A 24,512-nucleotide genomic window follows, 5' to 3' on the forward strand; every position below is an offset into this window, starting at 1 on the left:
ACCAACTTAATCAATATTTACCAGATCTTTACCGATTAATCATTGAAAAATTACTTGCCTGATATATATTGAGTATAGAATAATAATTGCTTAAAACTTCATTGTTTTTTTGCTTGGGCAATTATACTCAGCAGTAACAATTAATAATTAGCTAAGCTATAAAGGAGATCAATCATGTTATCACAAACACTCATTTTCGGTCACCGTGGTTACCCTAAAAAATTCCCAGAAAATTCACTGGCCGGCTTTCGTTATGCCATTCAGCAACGAATTGACGGACTAGAATTCGATGTTCATTTAACCAAAGATCAGGTCCCAGTTGTTATGCACGATGAAAAAATTGATCGAACCAGTAATGGTCATGGTCAGATTAGTCAATTAACTTTAGCCGAGTTACAACAATATCATCTCAGTAATGGTGAGAAGATTCCCACTCTCAACGAATTTTTGCACGTTGTTGCTGAAAATCCAGTTCAACTTAATTTGGAATTAAAAACTGATCAAATCCACTATCCCGAAATTGAACAAATCGTCCTTAAAATGGTTACTCAAGCTCCATTAGTTAAACCGGTGATCTTTTCATCTTTTAATTTACCAACTTTAAAAATTTGTCAGCAATTAGCTCCGCATGAACAATATTGCTGGCTGACTAAACACCGCGTCGCTGATCCGCAAAAATTTATTCAGCAAGAACATCTGGCCGGCTTGCACCTACACCACTACCAAGCTGACATAGCCTGTCAACGAATTTGGACAATTGATAACTCGTTCGTCGCACGCCGATTGTTGAAGAACCATGTTGCCGGTATTATTACCAATGATTTTGAAAAAATTCGCCAATTACGGCAAACAATCACGGCAGCTAGTTAGTTGAAAATAATTGTTTGTTTCTTTAGCTTTTGTTTTGCACAACTTTTGTGTTATTATAACATTAAAAGTAACAGCAGAAAGGAGAAACATTCAATGGCCAATAATCGTTTAAGTGATCTACTGCATATTTTAGTCTACATTCAGATGCATCAAAACCAAAAGCTGACTAGCGATCTGATTGCCAGTAGCTTGAATACTAATCCAAGTTTAGCTCGTCGCATGATGGGACAATTACGCAAAGCCGATCTACTTGAAACTACCCAAGGGTCTGCAACACCTAAGTTAACTAAAGATCCAAAAGATATCACCGTTTTTGATGTTTATTTGGCAACTTGTCCAGACTCACCTTTGCTCAAAGTCGATCACAACACTTCTAAGGAATGTCAAGTCGGCAATGCAATTCCCGGTGTCTTAAACAAATACTATTTAGATATTCAAAGTGCAGCTGAAGCCAAGATGCGGCATGTCACAATTCAAGATTTAATCAATGATGTTGAAATGAGCATTCGCCATCATTTGATGGTTGCTGAGCAATAATTGTTATAATAATAAACTTTTTTCTTTTGAAAGGTTGACAAACACTTTTTTCTTTTCTATACTAAAAAGCAATTAATCACGAAGGGACGAAAAGCTATGTTAAAAATCAGTTTAAACAATTTGTATACCGCTTGGCAAAGCCGGCTAAGCAGATTGTAATTCGGGGTTCACGGATGCAATCTGGCAAACAGTTTGTATCCGTGCCGGCTGATTTTTCGTAGTTTATAAAAAAGCCTGCATGGACAAAACAGCAGGCTTGGTTAAGGGCAAACCAGAGCATGCTGGTTTGCCTTTTTTGTTTGTCTCAGCCCAATTTTTAAAATTATTTTTTGGGGGAATTAATTATGAAAAGAATGTCAGCATTAATTGCAGCATTAGCTGTTTTTCTAGGTTTTGCTTTCTTTATGACTAAAAACAATTCTTCATCTGCTAACAAAAAAAAGATTCCAACCGTTGGGATCTTGCAGTTGATGACTCATCCGGCACTTAATCAGATTCATCATGGTTTCGTGGCTGGTTTAAAAGAATATGGTTATGTTCCTGGAAAAAATATTAAAATTGATTTTCAAAATGCTCAAGGTGACCAAAGTAATTTAAAAACCATGAGTACCAAGTTTGCTAATGAAAATGTCAGCTTAATGGCTGGAATTGCAACTCCTGCAGCTCAAGCTTTAGCTAATGCGGCTGGCAAAAAAACACCGGTTATTCTGGCCGGAATTACTGATCCAGCAGGCGGTGGTTTAATTAAGTCCGATCGTCATCCGGGAAATAATGTCACTGGAACTTCTGGTGAATCACCATTGAAAAAGCAATTAAAACTCTTGCGTGAAGTTGTTCCAACCGCTAAAACAATCGGTATTATTTATACTTCTTCCGATCATGGTGGTGCTTATAATGCAAAGAAGTTTGCAAAAATTTGCAAACAAGAAGGCATTAACTATAAGTTATATACCATCTCCAGTACCAATGATATGCAGCAAGTTGCTGAACAAATGGTTTCTCAAGTTGATGCTGTCTACGCCCCGCAAGATAACGGTGTCGCTTCGGCTATGAAAACTTTAACAAATGTTGCTAATCAAGCAAAAGTACCAGTCTTCCCTTCAGCTGACACAATGGTCAAAGACGGCGGCTTGGCTTCATATGCCATCAGCCAATATGATCTGGGTAAAGTTGCTGGTGAAATGGCAGCTCAAGTCTTACGTGGCCGAAAAACAGCTAATTTTCCAATCGCTTATGTAACCAAAGGAGAATATGTTATCAATACTAAAGAAGCACAAATCTTAGGTATTCATCTACCGGATAAAATCGTTCAACAGGCAAAAACGAAGGGAGAAGTGTTCAAATGAGTATGATTGTCTCAAGTATCGGTCAAGGGTTGCTCTGGGCTATTTTGGGAGTTGCATTATTTTTAACTTTCCGAATTCTTAATTTTGCTGATATGACAGTTGAAGGTACTTTCCCATTAGGAGCTGCTGCCGCGGTTGCCGCTTTAAGCCATGGTGTTAGTCCTTGGCTAGCAACTTTCCTCGGATTTGCTGCCGGAGCAATTGCCGGATTAATTACCGGGTTACTCTATACTAAAGGGAAAATTCCGATTTTATTAGCAGGTATTTTAGTTATGACCGCCTGCTTATCAATTAATTTAAGAATTATGGGCGGATCCAATATCTCTTTATTGGGTAAAAAAACAGTTTTCAGCAGTCATTTTTTAACCAGCCTACCAAAATACTTTGATAGTGTTTTTCTAGGATTGATAGTTATCGCTATTGTTACCGTCTTATTGATGATCTTCTTACAAACTGATCTTGGTCAAGCATTTATTGTAACTGGCGATAATCCATTTATGGCGCAATCAATGGGAATTAACCCCGATCGGATGATTATGATGGGACTTGCCCTTTCAAACGGAATGATTGGATTAGGCGGTGCACTTATCGCCCAAAGCAATGGCTACGCAGATGTTAACATGGGGATCGGAATTATTGTTATTGCTTTGGCTTCAATTATTATTGGTGAGGTTGTATTCGGGGAATTGACCTTGAATCAACGGCTAGTCGCTGTGACCCTTGGTAGCATTTTATATCGTTTCGTACTATTGATCGTTTTACAATTAGGCTTTAGCACCAATGATTTAAATCTATTATCAGCAATTATCCTAGCAATTTGTTTGATGCTGCCAAATCTAAGCAAATCACTTAATCTTGATCACATTTTACGGAGAGGAGCTGCTAAAAATGACCTCAGCTAAGCAACCGCTCTTAGAATTAAAAAATGTTACTACTGTTGTTAATGACCATACACCGGCCGCTAAAGCAATTTTAAAACAATTGAATTTAAAAATTTATGCTGGCGACTTTATTACCGTGTTGGGTCCTAACGGTGCAGGTAAATCAACTTTCTTCAACTCGATCGCTGGGACTCTTCCAATCAAAAGCGGACAAATTCTGCTGCAAGGTAAAAATATTACCCATCTGTCAGTTGAAAAGCGAGCTAAATTCATCAGCCGGGTTTTCCAAGACCCGAAAATGGGAACAGCTCCGCGGATGACAGTTGCCGAAAATTTATTATTAGCAACTAAACGCGGACAGATTCGTGGCTTGAAGCTGCGTGGTTTAAAAGCACAGTTACCTCGATTGCATTCTTTAGCTGCTTCAATGAATAATGGCCTAGTTGATCGGATGCAAACCGCAACTGAAAACCTGTCAGGAGGGCAGCGACAAGCACTTAGCTTTTTGATGGCAACTATCCAACAACCAGAATTATTATTACTGGATGAGCATACAGCAGCACTTGACCCTAAGACCAGTGCTCAGTTGATGCAGCAGACAAATGAACGGATTCTTCAAGAAAAACTAACCTGTTTAATGATCACACACCATTTGGATGATGCTTTGCGCTATGGCAATCGTTTGCTGGTTCTTGATGACGGCAAAATAGTTTTCGATGTCCGTGACCAACAAAAACAACAATTGACCAAACAAAAGTTATTAGAATTTTTTGGGGATATTGAATAATTTATTTACTCCCAAACAAAAATCGAAGTAAGTATAAAAACTTGCCTCGATTTTTTTATTGTCGATATTTATTTCGCTAACAGCCTTATTTTAAATATCAAGTTAGTTTTTGAGCCAACTCTGCATGATTACCCGCAAATAAAAACAAATTGGTATCAGCTTGAAATTTTTGACTATCAGCTAAACTGCCAACATCATATGGCAAAAAGCCTAGTGCCTGCATTAAATCAGCAGCCTGCAGTTTGACCCCAGCATCGCCAGCAAGCGGTAAAGCAATTTTTTTAGCTGCGGCTGCCGAACGGCTTTGCTGTGCTAGATTGGCCAAATTAGCCACCGGCAGGGTATTAAAAGCCTTGACTACTCGTGCTCCCGGGAAATGTTGGGCAACTAGTTCTGTGCTGGCCGTCTGATGTGTTTGAACTGCAGATAATTCGCCATCACGATGCGGAAAATAATTAGTTGCATCAATAATTGCGCTGTCAGCAAACGGCTGTGGATCAAGGTCAAAAATAGCTTTAAATGGAAGTGCTAAGATTACCAGTTCTTGTTGTGCAGCCTGTTCTAAATTTCCAGCCATTGCGTGTGGACCCAACTTTTCAACAATCGGCCGCAAACGCGTTAATCCATGACGATTAGTTAAAACCACTGAGTGTCCCACTTTAATAAACAACTCGCTTAAAACTTGAGCAACATGACCAGCACCAATAAAACCGATTTTCATTCTAACACCTCCATAAAAAATTTAATGTTTCACTGTTATTTTACCCTATCAACTGACTAGCTGACAACTCCAGACTCCCAAAACTAATGAAATTTCCGCATCTTTTCTGCTAAATGTACTTCATGAGTCACGAATTCATGTGTTCGGCAAATATAATCATGCTGGCGACCTAATTTAGCAATATAGCCATTAATATAATCTACTTCAGTTGGTCGGCCTTTAGAAAAATCTTGGTACATTGAAGGATAATGATATTTCAATGCATGGCTTTCAACGGTTACCGAGTCAATCATTTCTTGGCGAGTTTGAAGCAGCCGAATTCCTGCCCGTCCACATGCATCGTAAGCTTCATTAAGTAATTGGGCTGCCATCGCTGGAACGCCTTCATATTCAATAAATTGGCCCATTTGTACTTCAAACATTGTACACAAAGTATTAACCACTGCGTTAAAGACAACTTTTGACATACACATTCCCAAATAATCTTCCGTTAAAACTGGATTCAACGACGCCTGCTTCAAGTCTGTAATAAATTGTTTGGTTACAGCTGCCGGTTCACCTCCACCATATTGCGCAATATGCATTTCTTCAGCACCTTTAGCCCCCATAAAATCAACATCGGCTGGACCATCTAAGCGAGTTGCAATCATTGCCGTCCCACAAAGAATTTTTTCTGCTGAAAAATACTGGGCAAGTTTCTCAAAATGCCCCATCCCATTCATTGCTGAAAAAACATATTGATCTGAATGAAATAAACCTGCTGCTGCATCCCGTTGCAGTTCTTCTTCCAATTGCATCTGTTTTTTAAAAACGATCCAAACATCTGGATGTCCCTGGTATTCTTCAGGATAATAAATTTTAATTGGAACAATTCTTCGGTTTTGATGATCACGTGCTACTGAAACACCGCCCTGTTGGCGAACTTTTTCCACATTTGGTTTCCAAGTATCGATAAAGTCAACTTCGACTTTAGCATTTTCCTGCAGCATTACACCATAACGATATCCCATTGCTCCGGCTCCAATAACTCCATACTTCATTTAAATCTCCTCCTGACAAGATTAAATTTTCAAAACTGAACAAAAAACGCCCTTCAACCCGCTTTTCAACCGGTTAAAGGGCGCCTCTTCGGCACGGTACCACCTTTTTGTTTAGGCCGCTGCTACAACCATAACTACTCATTCAGCTCAACAAGCTGTCCGTGATAATGGTCGGAACCACTCAGCCTCAAAAAGCTGATCGTCACCTTGAACAAAGCTTTTTTATTTCAGTTAATATGCCATTTCAGCAAGTTTGGCATTTTCTGCAATCAGCTGGAACAATACTCTCTTTATCCAAATCAGTTCGATAATTATTAATAAGATTTTAACCTGAACATCATTAAAAAGTCAAGAAAATATATCATTTCATTTTAATTTATCATAGTTTAAAGCTCTTAAAACTGTCTAAAACTAAAAAAAAGCAAAAATATCGGTTGACATTCAAAAAAATATAAATTAAAATATCCCATGTAATTAAAATTAAATGAGAACAAAAAAATCATAAAACAAACGCGTTGACAAGAAACGGCTACTAGCATTTTGAGCAAGCGAACCTGGTTAGATGAGAGCAGGGATCAAAGGCAAATTAGTCAATCATCTTCGAGCGCTGTGATCAACACAATTAATTGCCAGTAAATCACGGTGGCGGCATCCATTAACATGCTGACGGATCGTTTCTTGGTCCGAATAAAGGTTTGCATTAGCAAACAAAAAAAGGTGGTACCGCGCGTGAGCGTCCTTTAAACAGTTTTAACTGTTTAAGGGACGTTTTTTGTTTACTTGATAAATTGTTTCAAATCATAGGGGGAAATAATAATGAAGTTTACAGTCTTAGGTGCAGGTGCAATGGGTTATCGTTATGGAGTTTTACTTCAAGAAGCAGGCAATGAAGTTGAGTTTGTCGATACTTGGAAACCAAATGTGGAAAAAGTTCGCCAACAAGGCGGTGTACTTGTTTCCCGTGATCACCAAAATACTCGTCTGGTCCCAGTTAAAATGTTCTATCCTGAAGAATACCAAGGAAATCCTGATGTTTGGGTCGTTTTCACTAAGCAAATGCAATTGGCTGATTTCCTGAAACGAACCGCTCACTGTTTTAATGAACAACAATATGTTTTGACTTGTATGAATGGGATGGGTCATGTTGAGAAACTGCTGCAGCATTTCAAACCAGAAAAATTATTAGCCGGCACCGCGCTTGTTGCTACAGTATTGAATGGTCCTGGGAATGTTGATTTTATTGGTGCACGCGGAGCTGGTACCATGAATTTGGCTAACTACACTGAAAAGCCGGATGAGACGACACATAAAATTGTTGCTGAATTAAAAAAAGCGCAATTTAATCCCAACCTGACTACCAATTATCGCGGAACTCTCTTGGCAAAGGTCGTCTTTAATTCAGTTGTCAATACTTTGTGCACTTTGTTTGAAATTACGATGGGTGAATTTGCCGGTTATCCCGGTGCTGATCAACTTAGTCGGCAGTTAATTGATGAAGCTTACGATGTTTGTGAACGTGCAGGTATCCAAATGCTGAATACCCGCCAACAAGAACTTGATAGTGTCAATTATGTATCCAAAGTTGCCAATCCATTACACTACCCATCAATGTATCAGGATATGTCACACGACCGGCCCACTGAAGTAGATTATATCAATGGCTACTTAGTTGAATTGGGTCGTAAATATCACTATGAAGCTAAAACACATGCCTTTTTAACACATTTGGTTCATTTAGCTGAGCATACTCGGCAACAAAATTTACAGCAAGCAGCTGCTAAAACGGAAAGTTCACCAGTTGTTGAAGCTGAAGCTTAAGTTTTAAAAAATTAAAAATTCCGGCACATATAAATATATTTTAGCCGTAACGGTTTTGTCTCGCATCTGGAGATGGACCGTTTTTTTGTCAAAAATTATATTAAACAATAGCTGTCTTATCCGCTGCCTTCAGTAACAGCTCCCCAACTAACCAAGTAGACCGCATAAGCAGATAACATTGTCTTTAATAAGCATTTGCTGAAAAAGCACTCAAATTATCTGCACAAATTTGCTTTAAAGATTTGTCAATTTTTGATACACTTTTAAGCATAAGGATACTTAATTTTCCTTATTTTTTAGTATATTCGAAAATCCTCGTTCTTTTCATTCGAATTTATTACAGGAAAAATTATATAAACTGGAGATGCTTAATCATCATGATCGCATATTTGAGCAAATACATTGCCGGACTTTATCGTCAATCAAAAAAAGAAATAAATCAAGAGTTTCAAAGTGTTGGCATTCGTGCAACTCAAGGTGATTTATTATTATTTATCAATGATAATCCGGGATTGTCGCAAAAGAAAATTGCTTCACTCATGATTTTAGATCCTAGCTTAGTTGGTCGGGATTTAAAACTCCTATTAGACGCCGGCTTCATTCGTCGCTGCAATACACCAAATGACGCCCGCATCTACCAAATCTTTTTAACGCAAAAAGGCCAGTTGCTTACCAATAAATTACAAAAGATCGTTACCAACTGGTGGCAAAAGTTTTTTCGTAAAAACCCAGAAGTTGATTTAAATCAACTAATAAATCAACTGCAGCCACTGTATTTTTCACTAATTTCCGATTCAACAGATTCGCTTGATAAACATTAAAAGTTATTATAACTAAATCAGCACGCTATTGATTAATCGAATCTACCTCTCTTACGTAAAACAAAGCTGTTGAATCCTTGTAATATCCCCTTGTTTTCAAATCAGTTAAAAACTCAAATTATTAAAGAACGTACCAACTCCATTTTCGTTAAAAACTCAACTATCCCATCTGCAATTTCCAACCTGATCACTATCTACTGGCTACAGCTTTGCTTTTTTAACATCTGCCTATTATATTTTCATGGCTTATTTCATTATTTATTTCAAGCTTTTTCAAACACCAGCTGCGTTTTTCAAGGATTACTTCACACTTTTTCCCTTCGGCGACTATTCTTAAATTTCAGTACAAAATGTAATTTATACATATAATTTCTAAATTATATGTATATTAATAAAGACATAAGGTAGACAAGCTTATATAAATAGTATACAATTATTATTGTCATTAATAGACTTGTCTACTATTATTATTTTAGGAAAGAAAGCGATGAAGTGTCTATTGTAGGATTAACCGGTCAAATCTTTTTAATGTTCATTTTGATGGCTGTTGGTTTTTTAGCAAATAAAATTAATTTTTTACATGCACAAACTTCAGATGATTTAACCAATATACTTTTAACAATCATTGGCCCCTGCTTAATTGTTAAGGCCTTTGAACAACCCTATTCTGCAGATCGAGCGCAGTTATTTCTATTAGTAGGATTGGCTGTTGTAATTTCATATTTCATTCAAATCTTATTATCCCAACTAATTTTCAGAAAAACTGCCAACCAAAATATTAAAAACATTGCTCGTTACAGCAGTGTTTATCCAAATGTTGGTTTCTTAGGCATCCCTTTAGCCAGCTCTTTGTTTGGTAATAACGGGGTATTCTTTGCAGTTGTATCAATGGCTGTTTTTAATATTTTCAACTGGTCACATGGTGTTTCAATTTTTCATAAAAAGTCACAAAACTTTTGGATCGTTTTGAGACAAATAGTTATGAATCCGAATATTATAGCTATTATTATTGGTCTGCTGATTTTCTTTTTCTCACTACATGTACCAACTATCTTAAATCAAGCAATTACTTATATTAGTAACGCTAATACGCCGATGTCAATGATTGTAGTCGGAAGTAGTTTAGCCAACAGTAAACTTAATAAAGAATCATTTTCCAGACCGATTATTACATCTTTGGCCTTACGAAATATTATTTATCCATTAATTACACTAGTTATTCTGCTGTTAATGAATATTAATGGAACAGCTTTTTCAGTCAGTTTATTATTAGCTGCTTGTCCTGCCGCAAGTTTGGGCGTTTTGTTTACTTTGCAAATTCATCAAGATGCGAGCCCGGCAGTTAGCTTAATGAGCTTATCAACAATTTTCAGCTTACTAACGATTCCACTCGTTTTCAGTATAGCTTCATTGTTTTAATTTAAGGTAATTTACTTCACTTATTACTAACGGGCCTGTCAATACAACCATTGATAAGTTGCTGTTTATTTTTTGACTTTTAATGACAGCCAAACAAAATTTGCAATTTTAGATCAAAATAAAAGTATTCTTCCCAATAGCCCTTTAAAGGCTATTTTTTTCACAAAATTAAGTACTATTAATAAGTAATAACCTAATAAACATACTTGCAAGCATAAAATATAGCCTTTATTAGCTATAAGAAAATCTAATTAAAATTGCTGGTCTCTAATTAATTGTTATTAAAATAACTTTTTAGTTGACATATGGCTGGTGTGACATTAAAATTAACAGTATATTCAATTGAATAAATTGTCTAGCAAATTTCAATTAGCTGTAATGTTATTAATTACCGATAAACAAATTTTAAATAGGTTAACATTTGTGGGCAAACATGTTAAAATTGTTGGTACAGATATCTGATACTCTTACACGTATTAGCTAAACGACGTTAAGAGGACACTATCAAATCCATAAGGTAAAATAACCAGTTATAGTTAATAGATTTTTGGCAAACTACAGATTAACAATACAAGGAGGAACTAATAGTGAAAATTACAATAATTGGTGCAACAGGAATGGCAGGAAAAGAATTAACAAGTGAAGCTTTGAAGCGTGGACATAGCGTAACAGCGATTGGACGTTCTTCAGAAAAATTAGCTAAATTAGCGGCTGGCAAGGACAGTCAACAATTAAAAACAGTTGCTAAAGACGCTTTTGCATTGACTAAAGCAGATTTAGCAGACAGTGATGTTATTGTTGATGCTTTTGCTTCAAGTCCTGACCAAGCATATTTGCATGTTGATTTAGCTACCAAATTAATTGCTATGTTTCGTGGTGCTAAGCAGCGTTTGGTCTTCATTTTAGGAGCTGGAAGTTTAAAAACTGGAGAAGATCATCACTTGTTTGTTCATGATATGGAAAAGAATCCTAAAGTTCAAGCAATTATTGAAGTACCTCGTAATCAATTTGCTGAATTAACATTCCTAAGAACTGTTAAGAATGTTGACTGGGTTGGTGTTTCACCTTCAATCAACTTCCATCCAGGTGCTGCAACTGAACTGCTTTTGGGTAAAGATGAGCTTTTATTTAATGATAAAGGCGTTTCTGAAACTTCTGCAGGCACAATGGCTGTTGCTATTCTTAACGAAATTGAAAAACCACAACATCAAAAAGAACGATTCACAGTTGCTGATCGCTAAAAAAATTGGGGCTTAACTAATGGAAATAGTAATACTAATTTTAATTGGCATTTTAGTCGGAATCTTCGTTATCTCAATGGGAGGTGGCGGCGGTGCAATTTATCTCGGTATTTTGACAGCACTCTTTCATTTACCGGCTGCAACGGCTGCAACAACTTCTTTGATTACGGCTATTCCCTCCTTATTGTTAGGAGCATATGCTTATTATCGCCAAGGTAAAATTGATTTCAAAATTGGAAATAAGATGTTAATTGCAGCGTTACCAGCTGTAGTTATTGGTTCTTTATTGGCCCCTTTAATTCCTAAAATGGTTTACACCATTATTATCGGTTTAATACTTATAGTTTTAGGAATTCAAATCTTTTTAAAAACGCGGCAGTCTAATTCTTCTAAAGATGATGCTACTCATAATAATAATTTTAAAGCAATTGGTTATGGCTTCTTAAGTGGCTTAATGGTCGGGATTGCCGGTCTCAGCGGTGGCGGCCCAATTGTGGCTGGTTTATTATTAATGGGATTAGATATGATTAATGCTGCTGCGACATCGGCTTATGTGTTGATTGGTACTTCAATAGTTGGAGCACTGCTGCATGTTTCCAACGGTCAGGTTGACTGGACTGCCGGAATTGGTTTAATGATTGGAGCTTTAATTGGAGCTTTTATTGCTCCTTATCTAATGACCAAATTCAAGCACAGTTCAACTTGGTTACCACCAATCATGGCAGTATTATTGATCGTTATGGGAATCAAAACCATTATTTGATCATTAGTATAAAAAATACTTGATAAAATAAAAATTGAAAAACTAAAAAAGGTCAAGACTTATCATCCAATCTATGATAAGTCTTGACCTTTTTAGTCAGTATATTTCTCCATTTTAAATTTATTTCAATAATAAATTTTCAGCTAAAGCAAAATTTCCAATATTAGCAGAGCCATTATTGGCAACTTGTGGCATCGTAATGTATTGATCCAGAGGTGGAACTTTAACATAATCGTTTAAGATGTTTTTGAATTCACTGCGAACCTTTTCAAGCAATACTTTATTGGTTACCCCACCGCCAAAGACTATTTTATTAGGGCGTAAAATTAACGTTACTTGAATAGCCGCTTGTGCAATATAATAAGCTAAAATATCCCAAGTTTTATCCGTTAACGGAACATCTTGACCTTTTTTCCCGGTCCGAGCTTCAAACGTTGGACCAGCAACTAGTCCTTCTAAACAATCATGATGATATGGGCAAATTCCCTTAAAATTCAAATCATCAGGATGTCGTTTCAAAAGAACATGTCCCATTTCGGGATGACCAGCACTCCCCACTAAATGACCATCAATTACTGCCCCAGCTCCAACTCCGGTTCCAATAGTATAATAAACTAAAGATTCAATTTTTTCATTAAATAGCGTAGACATTGTATATTCGCCAAAAGCTGAGCCATTAACATCAGTAGTCCACGAAATCGGAACATTGATACTTTTTTTAATAAATCCTAGGAAATCGGTATTAGCCCAACCCTTTTTAGGAGTTGTTGTAATATAACCGTATTTAGGTGATGTTTTTCTTATTTCAATTGGACCAAAAGAAGCAATTCCAAGGGCATCTAATTTAAATTGTTTAAAGTAATCAACAACAGCCGTCAAAGTTTCTTCGGGGGTCGTCGTGGGAATTTGCACTTTATCTTTGATTCGATAATCTTCGTTTCCAACTGCGCAAATAAATTTAGTTCCACCTGCTTCGATACTACCTAATAACATTTTTTATTTGTATGCAAAATGTGGGAAAGCATGCATGCACTTAAGCCTGCACACTCAGAAAGAAAAACACATACCTCTCCTTTCTTAATTTACTGATACTTGTTATCACTGGAACTTTTTAGAGTTTCGCAAACTTATAATATATAAAATATAATCTGCTTAGATTTCAAGGCTATTTTCTTAACTAGCAACTTATAGATCCTCATATTGACTTTTGGATTATTTATCCAGTAATACCATACTTCCACATTTAACTTCTTTCTGTAATTAATGTATCACAATTATATATTTTTACATATATTTTAGATAAATATTATTCACCTCCCTAAACAAACATATTTAGAAAGCATATCCGAATAAAATTATTAAAATTGTACTTAATCTTTCAAATATTGTCTATTAAGAAATCTAAAACTATTTGTATTCAAGAATAATTATCAGACCTCAATTAAATTTAAGGCTTTTACTTATAAACAGTGTACCAGAAAATAACTGAGCTAATCCGAAAAATGGTTATTTGCTTTTTAATTATTTTTCAGCGAATCACGAATACTTAAAAAGCATTTTATTGAGTTTGAATCAAATATTTTTTTGAACCCTTTTTCTTACAAAAACTACATCAGAAATTCTAAAGAATCAAAATATTGTAGAAAACGATTTCTTAATTAACAAAACGAAGTATAAACTTTTTGGATTTTTATGTCAACCGGTTGCTTTATTTTATAACAACCGGTTGACATACTTTTTGGAAACGCTATAATAAGCATTGAAAACGATTACTAAGGTGTTTATACAAACTAAGTAATAGTTTTTAAAATCTATAGTGAGGTGAATTACAATGACACAACTTATCGATAAAGCAAAGTTAATTCGAGTAACTAATAAACGTTATCGGCAAAATTTTCATATTATCACACCTGAAGGCTGGCTAAATGATCCTAATGGGCTCTGCTATTTCCAAGGATATTACCATGTTTTTTATCAATTTCATCCATATTCTGCTGAATGGGGTCCAATGCATTGGGGACATGTTCGCAGTAAGGATCTAGTAAATTGGGAACAGTTGCCTGTAGCCTTAGTACCTGGTGACCCAGAAGACAAAGGTGGCTGTTTTTCCGGTTCAGCAATCGTTAAAGGAAACCGTTTATATTTAATTTATACCGGACATCATTATTACGACGACGGAAATCTTGATCATTTTTGGGAAAATCAAAATGTTGCATATAGTGATGATGGTATCCATTTTACTAAATATACTGACAATCCAATAATAAGCGTCCCTAAAGACAATACTCAACATTTCCGAGATCCAAAAGTTTGGGAATTAGATGGTCAGTATTACTTGGTAATTGGTAGTCAAGATAAAGAAAAACTTGGTCGAATATTGATGTACAAATCAAAAGATCTTTTAAATTGGGAATATTTAGGACCAATTGCAAAATCACACGGGCAAGAAACTGAAGGAAGTATGTGGGAATGCCCTGACTTTTTCAGATTAAATGGTCAAGATGTTCTGATCTGTTCACCAATGGGAATCAAGCCAACTGAAAAGAAATATTTAAATGTGTCACAAACAGGATATTTCGTTGGACAACTAGATTATAAACAACCTAAATTTAAACGAAATAATTTTAGTGAGTTAGATTATGGTCATAACTTTTATGCAACGCAAACTTTTGTTGATCCCACAGGAAGACGTATCTTATTTGGCTGGATGAGTCCCTTTGATGAAGAAATGCTGGAAAAGCCAGATGGTTGGGCTGGAAGTTTGACTATTCCACGTGAACTAAAACTTGACGGAGATCATTTAAGGATGCTTCCGCTTAAAGAATACCAACAATTAAGAACCAAGAAAATTTATGATACTAATTTGCAGCTGGCGAAAAGGAAAAAATTGGATTTGCCGGATATCCAGCATAGTGAACTACTAATTGAGTCTGAACTAAATACAAATGATCAATTAAAATGGTCACTTTTGGAAAATGAAGAAGAAATTCTTAGTTTAAATTACGATCAAAAAAATAGTGAATTAACCTTATATCGAAAAGGAAAAGACAGTTTTCGCTATGCTCAGATTAAGAAAACCAATCAACTAAAATTGCATATTTTCATTGATACCAGTTCAGTCGAAATTTTTGTCAACGATGGTGAAGCCGTTTTCACCGAACGCTATTACACACAAAAAAAGCTGCTAACTCAATTTAGTACTAACGGTACTTTGAATGTTAACGTAATTGCTTTTAATTTAAAAAAATAGAATAAAAATATGACAGTGAATAATTATATACATTGACTGTCTCTGGAGATGAATAAAAAATGAATCAACCTATTGAAACTAAAAAAGTTAGTCAATGGAAAAATCCATTTTATATTGACTACTCAGTTAATATCTTGTTGTTCTTTGCTGGTTGGGGTATTTGGTGGTCATTCTTCCAAATTTGGTTAACCACTAAAGAGGGGTTTTCTGGAGCCCAAGTAGGAACTATCTATTCATTTAATTCTGCTTTTTCTTTAATAATGAATCTTGTCTATAGTAACATTCAAGATCGATTAGGTATTAGACGACATTTATTAATCTTCTGTGCCATACTTCAAATCTTCCTTGGACCGTTCTTTACATTTCTTTTTGTTCCAATGCTTGAAAGTAACTTTTTAATTGGTGCAGTTGTCGGTTCTTGTTATTTAACTCTTGCTTATTTATCAGCTTCTCCAATGTTTGAAGCATTAACCGAAAGAATTAGTCGTCGCTTCAATTATCAATATGGTTCTGCTCGAGCATGGGGATCTTTTGGTTATGCTATATCAGCTCTAGCAGCTGGTTTCTTATTTACTATCAATCCAGCCCTCTTATTCTGGCTCGGATCAGCATTTGGAATTTGTCTTTTAATTGTACTCATTGTGTGGAACCCGATTAATAGTAAAAAAAATGTTGAAAAATTTGAAAATAAACAAGTTAGAAATCGTGAAGCTGTTTCACCGACTACTAAAGAATTTTTGAATATTTTCAAAGTACGAAGCCTGTGGGAAATTGCTATTTTCTTAGTTTTCAGTGGGACTTTCTATACTATCTTTGATCAGCAAATGTTTCCGCAATTCTTCACTAAATTCTTTGCAACTCAAAGTGCCGGTGATCATATGTATGGTATCTTGAATTCGGTCGAAGTCTTCTTAGAATCAATTTTAATGGGACTCATTCCTCTATTAATGAAAAGAATAGGTGTTAGACGTACTATACTACTTGGAGTTACTTTTATGTTCATAAGAATTGGTGGATGTGGGATCATAAATAATCCACTCGGAGTTTCACTCATTAAATTATTGCATGCTCCAGAAACGGCAATCTTCGTAGTTGTTATGTTTCGGTACTATACTCTTCATTATGATCCACGAGTATCAGCAACTATCAATATCGTAACCGGGTTAGCTGGCTCGGTAGGTCAAATATTACTATCAACGCCTTTGGGAATTTTACGTGATAGCATTGGTTATCGATCAACTTTCTTAGTAATAGCTGGAATTGTTTTATGCGCTGGTGTTTATGGATTCTTCATCATTAGAAAAGATGATCAAGAAGTCAACGGAGAAGCATTTAACAAGGCTATTAAAAAATAAACATTAAAAAGGCTTCTATTTAAGATGAAACTCAAAATAATTTCATCTTAAACAGGAAGTCTTTGTTGGGTTAAACTTGACAATTTAATTTCCAGTAAAAAATTAAGCTGTTGTTCCTTTCCACAATTCAACTGGCAAAATGATATTTCTAGGATAAGGCTCATCATTAATCATTTTTTGTAAAATATCAACTGCTTTTTGTGACATTGTTTCAACTGGCTGAATGATTGATGTCAGATCAGGCATCAATAACCTAGTAATGTTAGCCCCATCATAACCTATCACTTTTAGATCATCGGGTACTTTAATTCCTAATTGTTTAGCAATCTGAATTATTAATGCGGCATTAATATCACTCGAAGCAAAAATTCCATCCACTAAAGGATGCTCACGAAAAATTTCACGAAAAATTTGGATTTTTTTACTTTTAGAATCTTTAAGGGAAACAGTATATGTATGAGGAATTAAGTTATTTTCTTTCAAAACATCCTCATACGCTTGTCTTCGCTTTTGTGCCGGTGATTTTACTGATGCAGGACCGTTAATATGGATAATTTCTTTTGCCCCACTTTTTAAAAGCAATTGAGTAGCAATTTTCCCTCCTTGGTAGTTATCCGAAGAAACTACAGGAATTTCTGGATTTAAATTCATATCAATAGCAACGATCGGTGGTAAATTCTTTTTTTGATACTCTTTCAAATCTTGATTATGAGCACCTACGATTAAACCATCTACCTGATGGGAAAGTAATTGCAATAAATATGTTTCTTCTTTGTGAGGATCATTCATTGAGTTCCCAAGGATTACTTTAAAACCGCGATTAAACAATTTTTTTTCTAAAGCTTCTACCATTTCAGCATAAAATGGATTATTAACAGTTGGAAAAATCAGACCAATGATATTGGTTTTATTACTATATAGTTGGCGAGCTATAGTATTGGGACGATAATTTAATTCTTCAATGGCTTGATAAACTTTTTCAATAGTATTTTGGCTTAGATAGCCCCGATTATTCAAAACCCGTGAAACTGTACTTTTGGAAACTTGAGCCAGTTTGGCAACATCATCAATTTTAGGACGTCTTGTGCTCATTAAGATATACTCCTTTTGATCCACATAGTTACATGATTACTTAGTATTAAACAAACGTAACCTACTTAATCTTATCATATTCAAATAATTCATAAAGTTAGCTAATTACTTAAATACTTAACGTATCAATTTTTAATCGTTCAGACTATAATTAATTTTTTTGACTGTATAAAAAAAGCACATCCTGCGCTAACGTAAACTTAAAAACATGCACAGAACAGGAGTTGACCATACATTGACTTTACCCCACGAATACTTTTTATTCAATAATAAAAACCACCAACCTTCTTTAGCAGCAAATTTATGTCAATATAGTATTCAATTAAATTATCTAAAAGTATAAATTACTTGTTCTTAATATAATAAGGTTATGGTTAGCATCACCTATTTCAATATTAATTGAAAACAAATTCTGAAAGAATACAATTCTTTCCTAAATATAAATAACAAATATTAAAATGCAGGTAAAAATCATTTCTTACATGATTTAACCTTTTTTTATTTGCTTTACAACAAAATCATGTTATTATAGTGTAAGGAAAAAGTAAGGGGCGACTTGATGAATGAAATTAACGTCATTAAAGTTTGTTCAAAAATCACAAGCAAAAATCAGATTACAATTCCCAAAATCGTGCGTGAATTTTTAGAAGTAAAATCTGCTGATACGATTGAGTGGAAGATTGAACCAAACGGAAAGGTGGTAATCGCAAAAAGCAAAGCTGACTTGTGGCAAATTATTAATGAACAAGAAAAAGAGTTTGGTAACCTCAGCACAGCCGGGGTTGATTGGGAAAAGGATTTAGAAAGTGAAGATTTTGATTAATGAAACTGAAACAGGGAAACATTTTACGCGCCGGCTTAAATCTGATCACAGGTACAAATGCTAGGGAAAGGCGGCTATACTTGGTTGTTAGCAACAACCAGTACAATCAGTATTTTAATACTGTCCTAGTTGTCCCAATCAGCACGGCAGACAAGTATCTTACCATGAAAAAATATATTAAATCACCATTATTTATAGAAATAAAAAAAGAAAATATTCATGGAACGGCTTTATTACAACATATCCGAACCATAAATTCCATGAAGTATTCCGGTGAACAGCCTGAAACAACCTTGTCTCAACAAGAAATCAGTATAATTAGTGATAGAATCCAGCAATTCTATTAGGGTAGAAAAAATATTAACATGTTCAAAACTGTTCCAAATGCACAATATCATGTTAAAAAATATCATAATCAATCAAAGAATTGAAAAAGGAATGGATATTAACTATGACAGAAGAAAACATACGACCTGCCGCACAAGCAACTATTGAATCAATTTTAAATGACTTAAAACAAAATGATCTAGGGATTGCCTTGCTTAAACGAGGTGAATCAAAAAAGATAAACTTACTAGATATTCTTTTAAAGAAAGTAGCAATTGGCAATGCGCAAATGTTGACTGATCAAGATGGAAAGCAAGTTGCAGTGAAAATTTGGCCGCTTGCATATGCTCATCAGTTAAGAAGTGTCAGCGGACTAACTAAAAACCGAAGAAAGGCTATCCAACAACTTTTTGAAAAATGGACGGCACTCGGTTACAACAAAGAACACATTGAAGTACCATTCAGCAGCAATTCATTTAGCAAATTATTGCATGACGAATTAAGTTTCACTAAAGCCGATTATGCCGTAATCAGAGTCGATTAAAAATAGCATATAGAAAATTTTTAAAATAAAGAAGCCCGTTTAGTTGTGATTCCCCCAAATCGGACTTTTAAGGAGTGGTAAAATTCCACTCCTTTTTTCTTACCCTAAAATTGAGATGTCTGCTCCCCTTTTTTAAAATTCAGCTAAACTTACAGTAATGCAGCTGTTTATTGCCATAATAGTCATTAATTAAAGCATAATTGATCATGATTCAGATCAGTCGCTAGATTTTTAACAGATTTAGCAACTTCAAAATACGTTGCAAGTTCATTTTTGGCAAAAAAGGTTATTAAATTAATCTCAAAAACGTAATAAATGGTATATAATTTATATTGTAGTTAAATATGTGCCGTTTTATAAACTAATTATCAGTGATTTGTTAAATGATTATTACCGTCTTCATTTATAAGAACAGGTTAAATACTTGGAGCATGGGCTACTCAAAAAAAAGTGTAGCAAAGACAAGTCTGGGGAAAAGCACTTAAATTCACGGTTGATCTCGCTAAAGGAAAGGAGCAATTCTATGTTATTTTGGCATCGAAAAGTATGGCTGGGCAATGGAGATAAGCTGGGGCAATCAGTTTATTGGGACACTAAAGAAAAAAAAGCATATATTGGTGAATCAAGTAAACTTATTTCAGTGAAAAAGAGCAAAAATAACGGTTTATACGCCGGAATAATCATTGTAGTGCTTACTGGACTAATCGGTATACTGAAATTATCCGGTTTTCACATTCGATCATCAGACTCAAATGACTTCTGGACGGCTATGTTAACACTCATTTATTCTGCAATTGCAATTTATTTAATGAACCGATTCTTTTACCGGCGACACGCTAAATATACCGAAACCACCTTAAAGCAGGCTCGGGCAGTCATTAACACTCATCCTTGTAGTCATGCAGGTTGGAAAGACTTATTTATTTTTGTGCCAATTATGTTTTTAATGACAGGTGGCTCGGCAATAGCAATTCTTTTTGCTGCTATTGATGAAGTGGTGGTGGTCTTAAGATGACAGTTATCTATCTGCCAATACTAATGACTTGTTGCGTACTGGCTTTTGCAGTAATTGTGTTCCTTAATAACCCTTATCGAGTTTACTTTGCCAAAAAAGATATCGATAAAGCCATTAAAGAACAACGTAAACAAGAACGGGCACAGAAAAAATTGGAACGGCAAAGAGAAAAAATTATGAAAAATGAAGAAAATAAAAAAAGTGAATAAAGTTTTACCAGTGGGATTCTTGGTGACCATAACAATGCTGAAGATTGGTTTATGATTATCACAACCGCGTTAGTAACCATAAGATTCCCCAAAATATATTTTAATTATGAGACAATGTAAAAATCCGAGCTTATAGCTTCCATTAGACCTTCAAAAAAATTAATAAAGCAATTCCTAATAAGGATAATTTATACATTAGGAATTGCTTATTTGATTTAAGAATAAATCTGACTTTTATTTTTTACTTGGATGTTTTAACCTATCTGCTGTGATAACCCGAAAATTGTTTGCATTAATTGTAATCCTAGTGTTGGTTACATAATTACAAACATAGTAATTTTTCCCAATATGTTCAATGTTAGTCGCATTTGATATAGTTTCTTTTACCAAAACTTCAATTTCATTATTTGATAAGTTGATGTTCAATTTTTTATTTATTCGTTTATACACCAAAGCTGTATAACAAATTTGATTAATAATCGTCGTTTTTAATGTATTCATTTTTCCACTCCAGTATCTTTAATTCATGAGTCAATTGGCTATTTTTTGAATACTTATTTTTGCCATTGCAGGCGTAACGCATTAAAAACTGCCAGCAAGGTTACTCCAACATCGGCAAAAACTGCTTCCCATAAAGTAGCCAAACCAAAAGCACCTAGTAAAAGCAGGATAAATTTGATTACTAGGGCCAAACCAATATTTTCCCAAACGATTCGCCTTGTTTTATCAGCTAAAAGAAATACTTGCTGTATTTGCTCCAGTTGATCCGTCAATAAAACAACATCGGCTAATTCAATTGCTGCCGCTGCTCCATTTTTTCCCATTGCAACACTGACATCAGCACTGGCCAATACTGGAGCATCATTAACTCCATCACCGACAAACATCACTTGTCGTCGTTGATTATGTGCTGATTGACGATAATGTTCCATAAATTTTAGTTTATCAGCCGGCAACAAGTCAGCTTGAATTTCATCAAATTGCAATGAAGCAGTCGCTTGCTGAGCGTTTTTAAGATTATCACCGGTCAATAAAACTATATTTTTAACCTGTCGTTGCCGTAAAAAGCTTATTAATGAACTAGCGGCTGGTTTTAAACAATCTGCTAATAAAATCCGCCCAGCATATTTAGTAGCAATTTGTACATAAATTTCAGTCATTCCCGTTGCAGCAAGCTCTGTCGGCAAATTACAAGTTAACCAATTTTTCTTACCAGCACGTATTATTTTACCGGTAACGACTCCACTAATTCCACCGCCAGCAGTTTCACTTAAATCTGAAACCGGCAGCAACGTTTGTTTAGCTGCTTGATTAGCAGCCATAATTGAACGAGCTAGTGGATGATTCGATTGTTGTTCCAAAGCAGCAGTAAATTTTAAAATTTCTGCGGCTGTAAATCCATTCGCTGGTTCAATTTTGGTTACTTTAAATTTTCCTTGTGTCAACGTCCCAGTTTTATCAAAAGCCACCGTTTGCAGCTGTAATAATTTATCTAATGAGTTGCTGCCGCGAATCAATATTTTTTGCTTAGCGGCCGCCCCTAAAGCACTGAAATAACTTAAAGGAACTGATAAAACCAGTGCACACGGACAAGCAATTACTAAGAAAACCAACGCCCGCCGAAACCATTCCTGTGGTTCAGCTGCATTTGAAAATAACGGTACTAAAGCAATTATTACCGCTCCTAAAACAACTAGCGGAGTATATTTGCTAGCAAAGCGGGTAATAAACTTCTCGGTCACGGTTTTTTTGTGGCTCGCTTCAGTAACCAATTTTAGAATTTTGGTTAACGTGGAATCAGCGTAATCTTGCGTTGTTTCAATTTCAAAAGCATTTTCTTGATTAAGCGTCCCACTTAATACCTGATCTCCAACACTAACTGACTGCAGCTGCGCTTCCCCCGTCAAAGCAGCTGTATTCAAAAATGAATTGCCAGCAACCACTATCCCATCTAGGGGAACCTTTTCTCCGGGTTTAATCAACAAACGGCTACTCTTGCTGACTTCCGCCGGATCAACAGCTGTCCAATTATGACCAGCTTTTATCCATGCTTGCTGTGGTTGCAGCTGGAGCAGCTGAGATAATGAATGTTTTGAACGTTCAATTGCATAATCTTCCAAAAATTCACCGATTCGATAAAACACCATTACTGCAATTGCTTCTGGATACTCACCAATGACAATTGCACCCACTGTGGCAATCGTCATTAAGAAGTTTTCATCAAAAATGCGTCCACGAATAATGTTTTGGCCTGCTTGAAATAAAACCGGATAACTCGCTAAAAAATAAGCCATTAAGTAAATTGCTATTTGAATTTCATCAATCACTACTAAAAAAGACAGTGACATTAACAAAATCGCAATTATTAAAGTCCCAACAGCTACTTTATTAGCCGTTGCAAATTTAACTAACAATTGAAATCTTCCCCGTTGCTTGGTAGTAATCATGTGCCTCACTCCTTTTTGAATGTATGAGCATATGTTCATTTATAATATAGCAAATTATGTTTGCTTAAACAAGCTTGATTACTTAGTTTGCACCAAAAAAGAGATTCAACAAAAATAGCATTTCGCTAAATCTCTATTATTTTGAAAATTTATTTTTTTATTCTATACAAATTATTTATCGCCTGCTCCTTGCCATGTTCATAGCAACAAACAAAACCTGCATGTTTTATCACATTTATTATTAAAAATGTTTCTCGTGAAACATTTTATTTTTTGCGGTTTGCATCAACAACTGTCGCAATCTCGTGAATATCATCCGGATTAGTCCGACAACAACCCCCAATGATTTTAGCCCCAGCCGCTATCCACTTAGGAACTAAATCGCTAAAAGAAGCAGCTTGCGGATTTGACTGCCATTTTTTGGTTTGTGGATCATAACGATCACCATTATTGGGATAAACTATTAACGGTTTATTCGTAGCTGCCTGCAACCGAAGCAAAGCCGGCTCAACATTTTCCAAGGCTGTACAATTGATCCCGATAGCCGTAATCTGTGAAAATTGAGCAGCATATTGGGCAGCTTTTACTAAAGAAGTTCCATCACATAAGTGTTTCTCATCTTTAATACTGAATGACACCCAAGCTGTCATTTGTGGAAACTTAACAGCTAACAGGTCAATCAATGCCTTTACCTCCGCAAAGTTGGGTTGAGTTTCAAAAGCAAATAAATCAACCCCAGCTGTTGCCAATGCTGCCATACGTGGATAATGAAAACTTTGATAAGCCGTCTGAGTCTGCCGGTATGCTCCGGTATATTCACTGCCGTCAGCTAAATATGCCCCGTAAGGTCCAACACTACCAGCAATTAACAAATCATTTTCAAAATTAGCAGCAGCTAGTTGAGCACATTGCACTGCTTGTTTAAATAATTGCTGCGCATCAGCTGAACTCATCCCCTGCTTGATAAACGCCGGCAAATTAGCTTGGTAAGTGTTGGTAGTTGCAATTTGAGCGCCGGCAGCAAAATATGCTTGATGAACTGCCGTAATTTTTTCTGGTTCTGCTAATAAAGCAGTTGCTGACCATAACTCATTTGCTGTATCAACACCAGCTTTCTCTAATTCAGTTGCCATTGCCCCATCTAAAACTAATAGTTTTTGTTGACTTAAAGCTGTATCAAGTGGCGATTTCATTTACGATATTCCT

General features: G+C 35.5%; 24 protein-coding genes. 17 read left to right on the forward strand and 7 right to left on the reverse strand.

What is annotated here, in order from left to right:
- Positions 1-174 precede the first annotated feature (174 nt).
- From FC89_RS08025 to FC89_RS08045, 5 genes are all read left to right on the forward strand, one after another.
- Positions 175-870: a glycerophosphodiester phosphodiesterase gene (locus FC89_RS08025; protein WP_057872041.1), complete on the forward strand. Its 696-nt coding sequence runs from the start codon at positions 175-177 to the stop codon at positions 868-870.
- 93 nt (positions 871-963) lie between these two features.
- Positions 964-1,407 carry an Rrf2 family transcriptional regulator gene (locus tag FC89_RS08030; protein WP_057872042.1) on the forward strand — a complete coding sequence of 148 codons (444 nt, stop codon included), beginning with the start codon at positions 964-966 and terminating at the stop codon, positions 1,405-1,407.
- Positions 1,408-1,751: 344 nt separating this feature from the next.
- On the forward strand, positions 1,752-2,753 hold the full coding sequence (gene trpX, locus FC89_RS08035; protein ID WP_057872043.1) for a tryptophan ABC transporter substrate-binding protein: 1,002 nt from the start codon (positions 1,752-1,754) through the stop codon (positions 2,751-2,753).
- Entirely contained in the window at positions 2,750-3,655 is a 906-nt protein-coding gene (locus FC89_RS08040; RefSeq protein ID WP_057872044.1) for an ABC transporter permease, read from the forward strand. Before trpX ends, FC89_RS08040 begins: the two co-directional genes overlap by 4 nt.
- Positions 3,642-4,421: an ABC transporter ATP-binding protein gene (locus tag FC89_RS08045; protein ID WP_057872045.1), complete on the forward strand. Its 780-nt coding sequence runs from the start codon at positions 3,642-3,644 to the stop codon at positions 4,419-4,421. Before FC89_RS08040 ends, FC89_RS08045 begins: the two co-directional genes overlap by 14 nt.
- 97 nt (positions 4,422-4,518) lie before the next feature.
- Here FC89_RS08045 and FC89_RS08050 read toward each other — a convergent pair whose 3' ends face one another.
- On the reverse strand, positions 4,519-5,142 hold the full coding sequence (locus FC89_RS08050) for an NADPH-dependent F420 reductase (protein WP_057872046.1): 624 nt from the start codon (positions 5,140-5,142) through the stop codon (positions 4,519-4,521).
- A gap of 83 nt (positions 5,143-5,225) precedes the next feature.
- Positions 5,226-6,182, reverse strand: a complete 957-nt coding sequence (locus FC89_RS08055) for a ketopantoate reductase family protein (RefSeq protein WP_057872047.1) — start codon at positions 6,180-6,182, stop codon at positions 5,226-5,228.
- 816 nt (positions 6,183-6,998) lie between these two features.
- On the opposite strand from FC89_RS08055, the gene FC89_RS08060 reads away from it, so the two are divergent.
- From FC89_RS08060 to FC89_RS08080, 5 genes are all read left to right on the forward strand, one after another.
- Positions 6,999-8,000: a ketopantoate reductase family protein gene (locus FC89_RS08060; protein ID WP_057872048.1), complete on the forward strand. Its 1,002-nt coding sequence runs from the start codon at positions 6,999-7,001 to the stop codon at positions 7,998-8,000.
- Between the two features lie 377 nt (positions 8,001-8,377).
- Entirely contained in the window at positions 8,378-8,821 is a 444-nt protein-coding gene (locus FC89_RS08065; protein ID WP_057872049.1) for a MarR family winged helix-turn-helix transcriptional regulator, read from the forward strand.
- A gap of 492 nt (positions 8,822-9,313) precedes the next feature.
- Positions 9,314-10,240 (forward strand): AEC family transporter, encoded by a 927-nt coding sequence (locus FC89_RS08070; RefSeq protein WP_057872050.1) that lies wholly within the window; start codon positions 9,314-9,316, stop codon positions 10,238-10,240.
- A 587-nt stretch (positions 10,241-10,827) separates the two neighbouring features.
- Positions 10,828-11,481 (forward strand): NAD(P)-dependent oxidoreductase, encoded by a 654-nt coding sequence (locus FC89_RS08075; RefSeq protein WP_057872051.1) that lies wholly within the window; start codon positions 10,828-10,830, stop codon positions 11,479-11,481.
- 19 nt (positions 11,482-11,500) lie between these two features.
- Complete coding sequence (locus FC89_RS08080) at positions 11,501-12,244, forward strand: sulfite exporter TauE/SafE family protein (RefSeq protein ID WP_057872052.1); 744 nt, start codon at positions 11,501-11,503, stop codon at positions 12,242-12,244.
- Positions 12,245-12,364: 120 nt separating this feature from the next.
- Here FC89_RS08080 and scrK read toward each other — a convergent pair whose 3' ends face one another.
- The gene (scrK, locus tag FC89_RS08085) at positions 12,365-13,237 is read right to left on the reverse strand and encodes a fructokinase ScrK (protein ID WP_057872053.1); all 873 of its coding nucleotides are present in this window, start codon (positions 13,235-13,237) and stop codon (positions 12,365-12,367) included.
- Between the two features lie 838 nt (positions 13,238-14,075).
- Between scrK and FC89_RS08090 the strand changes: the two genes are divergently transcribed.
- Both FC89_RS08090 and FC89_RS08095 read left to right on the forward strand, forming a co-directional pair.
- Positions 14,076-15,494 (forward strand): glycoside hydrolase family 32 protein, encoded by a 1,419-nt coding sequence (locus FC89_RS08090; protein ID WP_057872054.1) that lies wholly within the window; start codon positions 14,076-14,078, stop codon positions 15,492-15,494.
- A gap of 59 nt (positions 15,495-15,553) precedes the next feature.
- A complete protein-coding gene (locus tag FC89_RS08095) occupies positions 15,554-16,849 on the forward strand; it encodes an oligosaccharide MFS transporter (RefSeq protein WP_057872055.1) in 1,296 nt (431 codons plus the stop codon).
- Between the two features lie 102 nt (positions 16,850-16,951).
- Here the strand turns inward: FC89_RS08095 and FC89_RS08100 are convergent, their stop codons facing one another.
- Positions 16,952-17,941, reverse strand: coding sequence for a LacI family DNA-binding transcriptional regulator (locus tag FC89_RS08100; protein WP_057872056.1), 990 nt, complete (start codon positions 17,939-17,941; stop codon positions 16,952-16,954).
- A gap of 559 nt (positions 17,942-18,500) precedes the next feature.
- Between FC89_RS08100 and FC89_RS08105 the strand changes: the two genes are divergently transcribed.
- From FC89_RS08105 to FC89_RS08125, 5 genes are all read left to right on the forward strand, one after another.
- Positions 18,501-18,764, forward strand: coding sequence for a type II toxin-antitoxin system PrlF family antitoxin (locus FC89_RS08105; RefSeq protein ID WP_057872057.1), 264 nt, complete (start codon positions 18,501-18,503; stop codon positions 18,762-18,764).
- On the forward strand, positions 18,764-19,111 hold the full coding sequence (locus tag FC89_RS08110; RefSeq protein WP_057872058.1) for a type II toxin-antitoxin system PemK/MazF family toxin: 348 nt from the start codon (positions 18,764-18,766) through the stop codon (positions 19,109-19,111). Before FC89_RS08105 ends, FC89_RS08110 begins: the two co-directional genes overlap by 1 nt.
- A gap of 104 nt (positions 19,112-19,215) precedes the next feature.
- On the forward strand, positions 19,216-19,635 hold the full coding sequence (locus FC89_RS08115; protein ID WP_057872059.1) for a hypothetical protein: 420 nt from the start codon (positions 19,216-19,218) through the stop codon (positions 19,633-19,635).
- Positions 19,636-20,158: 523 nt separating this feature from the next.
- Complete coding sequence (locus FC89_RS08120; RefSeq protein WP_057872060.1) at positions 20,159-20,650, forward strand: hypothetical protein; 492 nt, start codon at positions 20,159-20,161, stop codon at positions 20,648-20,650.
- On the forward strand, positions 20,647-20,859 hold the full coding sequence (locus tag FC89_RS08125; RefSeq protein WP_057872061.1) for a hypothetical protein: 213 nt from the start codon (positions 20,647-20,649) through the stop codon (positions 20,857-20,859). The genes FC89_RS08120 and FC89_RS08125 overlap by 4 nt, the downstream gene beginning before the upstream one ends.
- Positions 20,860-21,093: 234 nt before the next feature.
- Here the strand turns inward: FC89_RS08125 and FC89_RS08130 are convergent, their stop codons facing one another.
- The 3 genes from FC89_RS08130 to mmuM form a co-directional block, all read right to left on the reverse strand.
- Positions 21,094-21,360: a DUF3781 domain-containing protein gene (locus FC89_RS08130; protein WP_057872062.1), complete on the reverse strand. Its 267-nt coding sequence runs from the start codon at positions 21,358-21,360 to the stop codon at positions 21,094-21,096.
- Positions 21,361-21,413: 53 nt separating this feature from the next.
- Complete coding sequence (locus tag FC89_RS08135; RefSeq protein WP_057872063.1) at positions 21,414-23,306, reverse strand: heavy metal translocating P-type ATPase; 1,893 nt, start codon at positions 23,304-23,306, stop codon at positions 21,414-21,416.
- 266 nt (positions 23,307-23,572) lie between these two features.
- Positions 23,573-24,499: a homocysteine S-methyltransferase gene (gene mmuM / locus FC89_RS08140; protein ID WP_057872064.1), complete on the reverse strand. Its 927-nt coding sequence runs from the start codon at positions 24,497-24,499 to the stop codon at positions 23,573-23,575.
- Positions 24,500-24,512 lie beyond the last annotated feature (13 nt).

Origin of the sequence: Liquorilactobacillus ghanensis DSM 18630, assembly GCF_001435235.1 — a bacterium.
Classification (GTDB): Bacteria; Bacillota; Bacilli; order Lactobacillales; family Lactobacillaceae; genus Liquorilactobacillus; species Liquorilactobacillus ghanensis.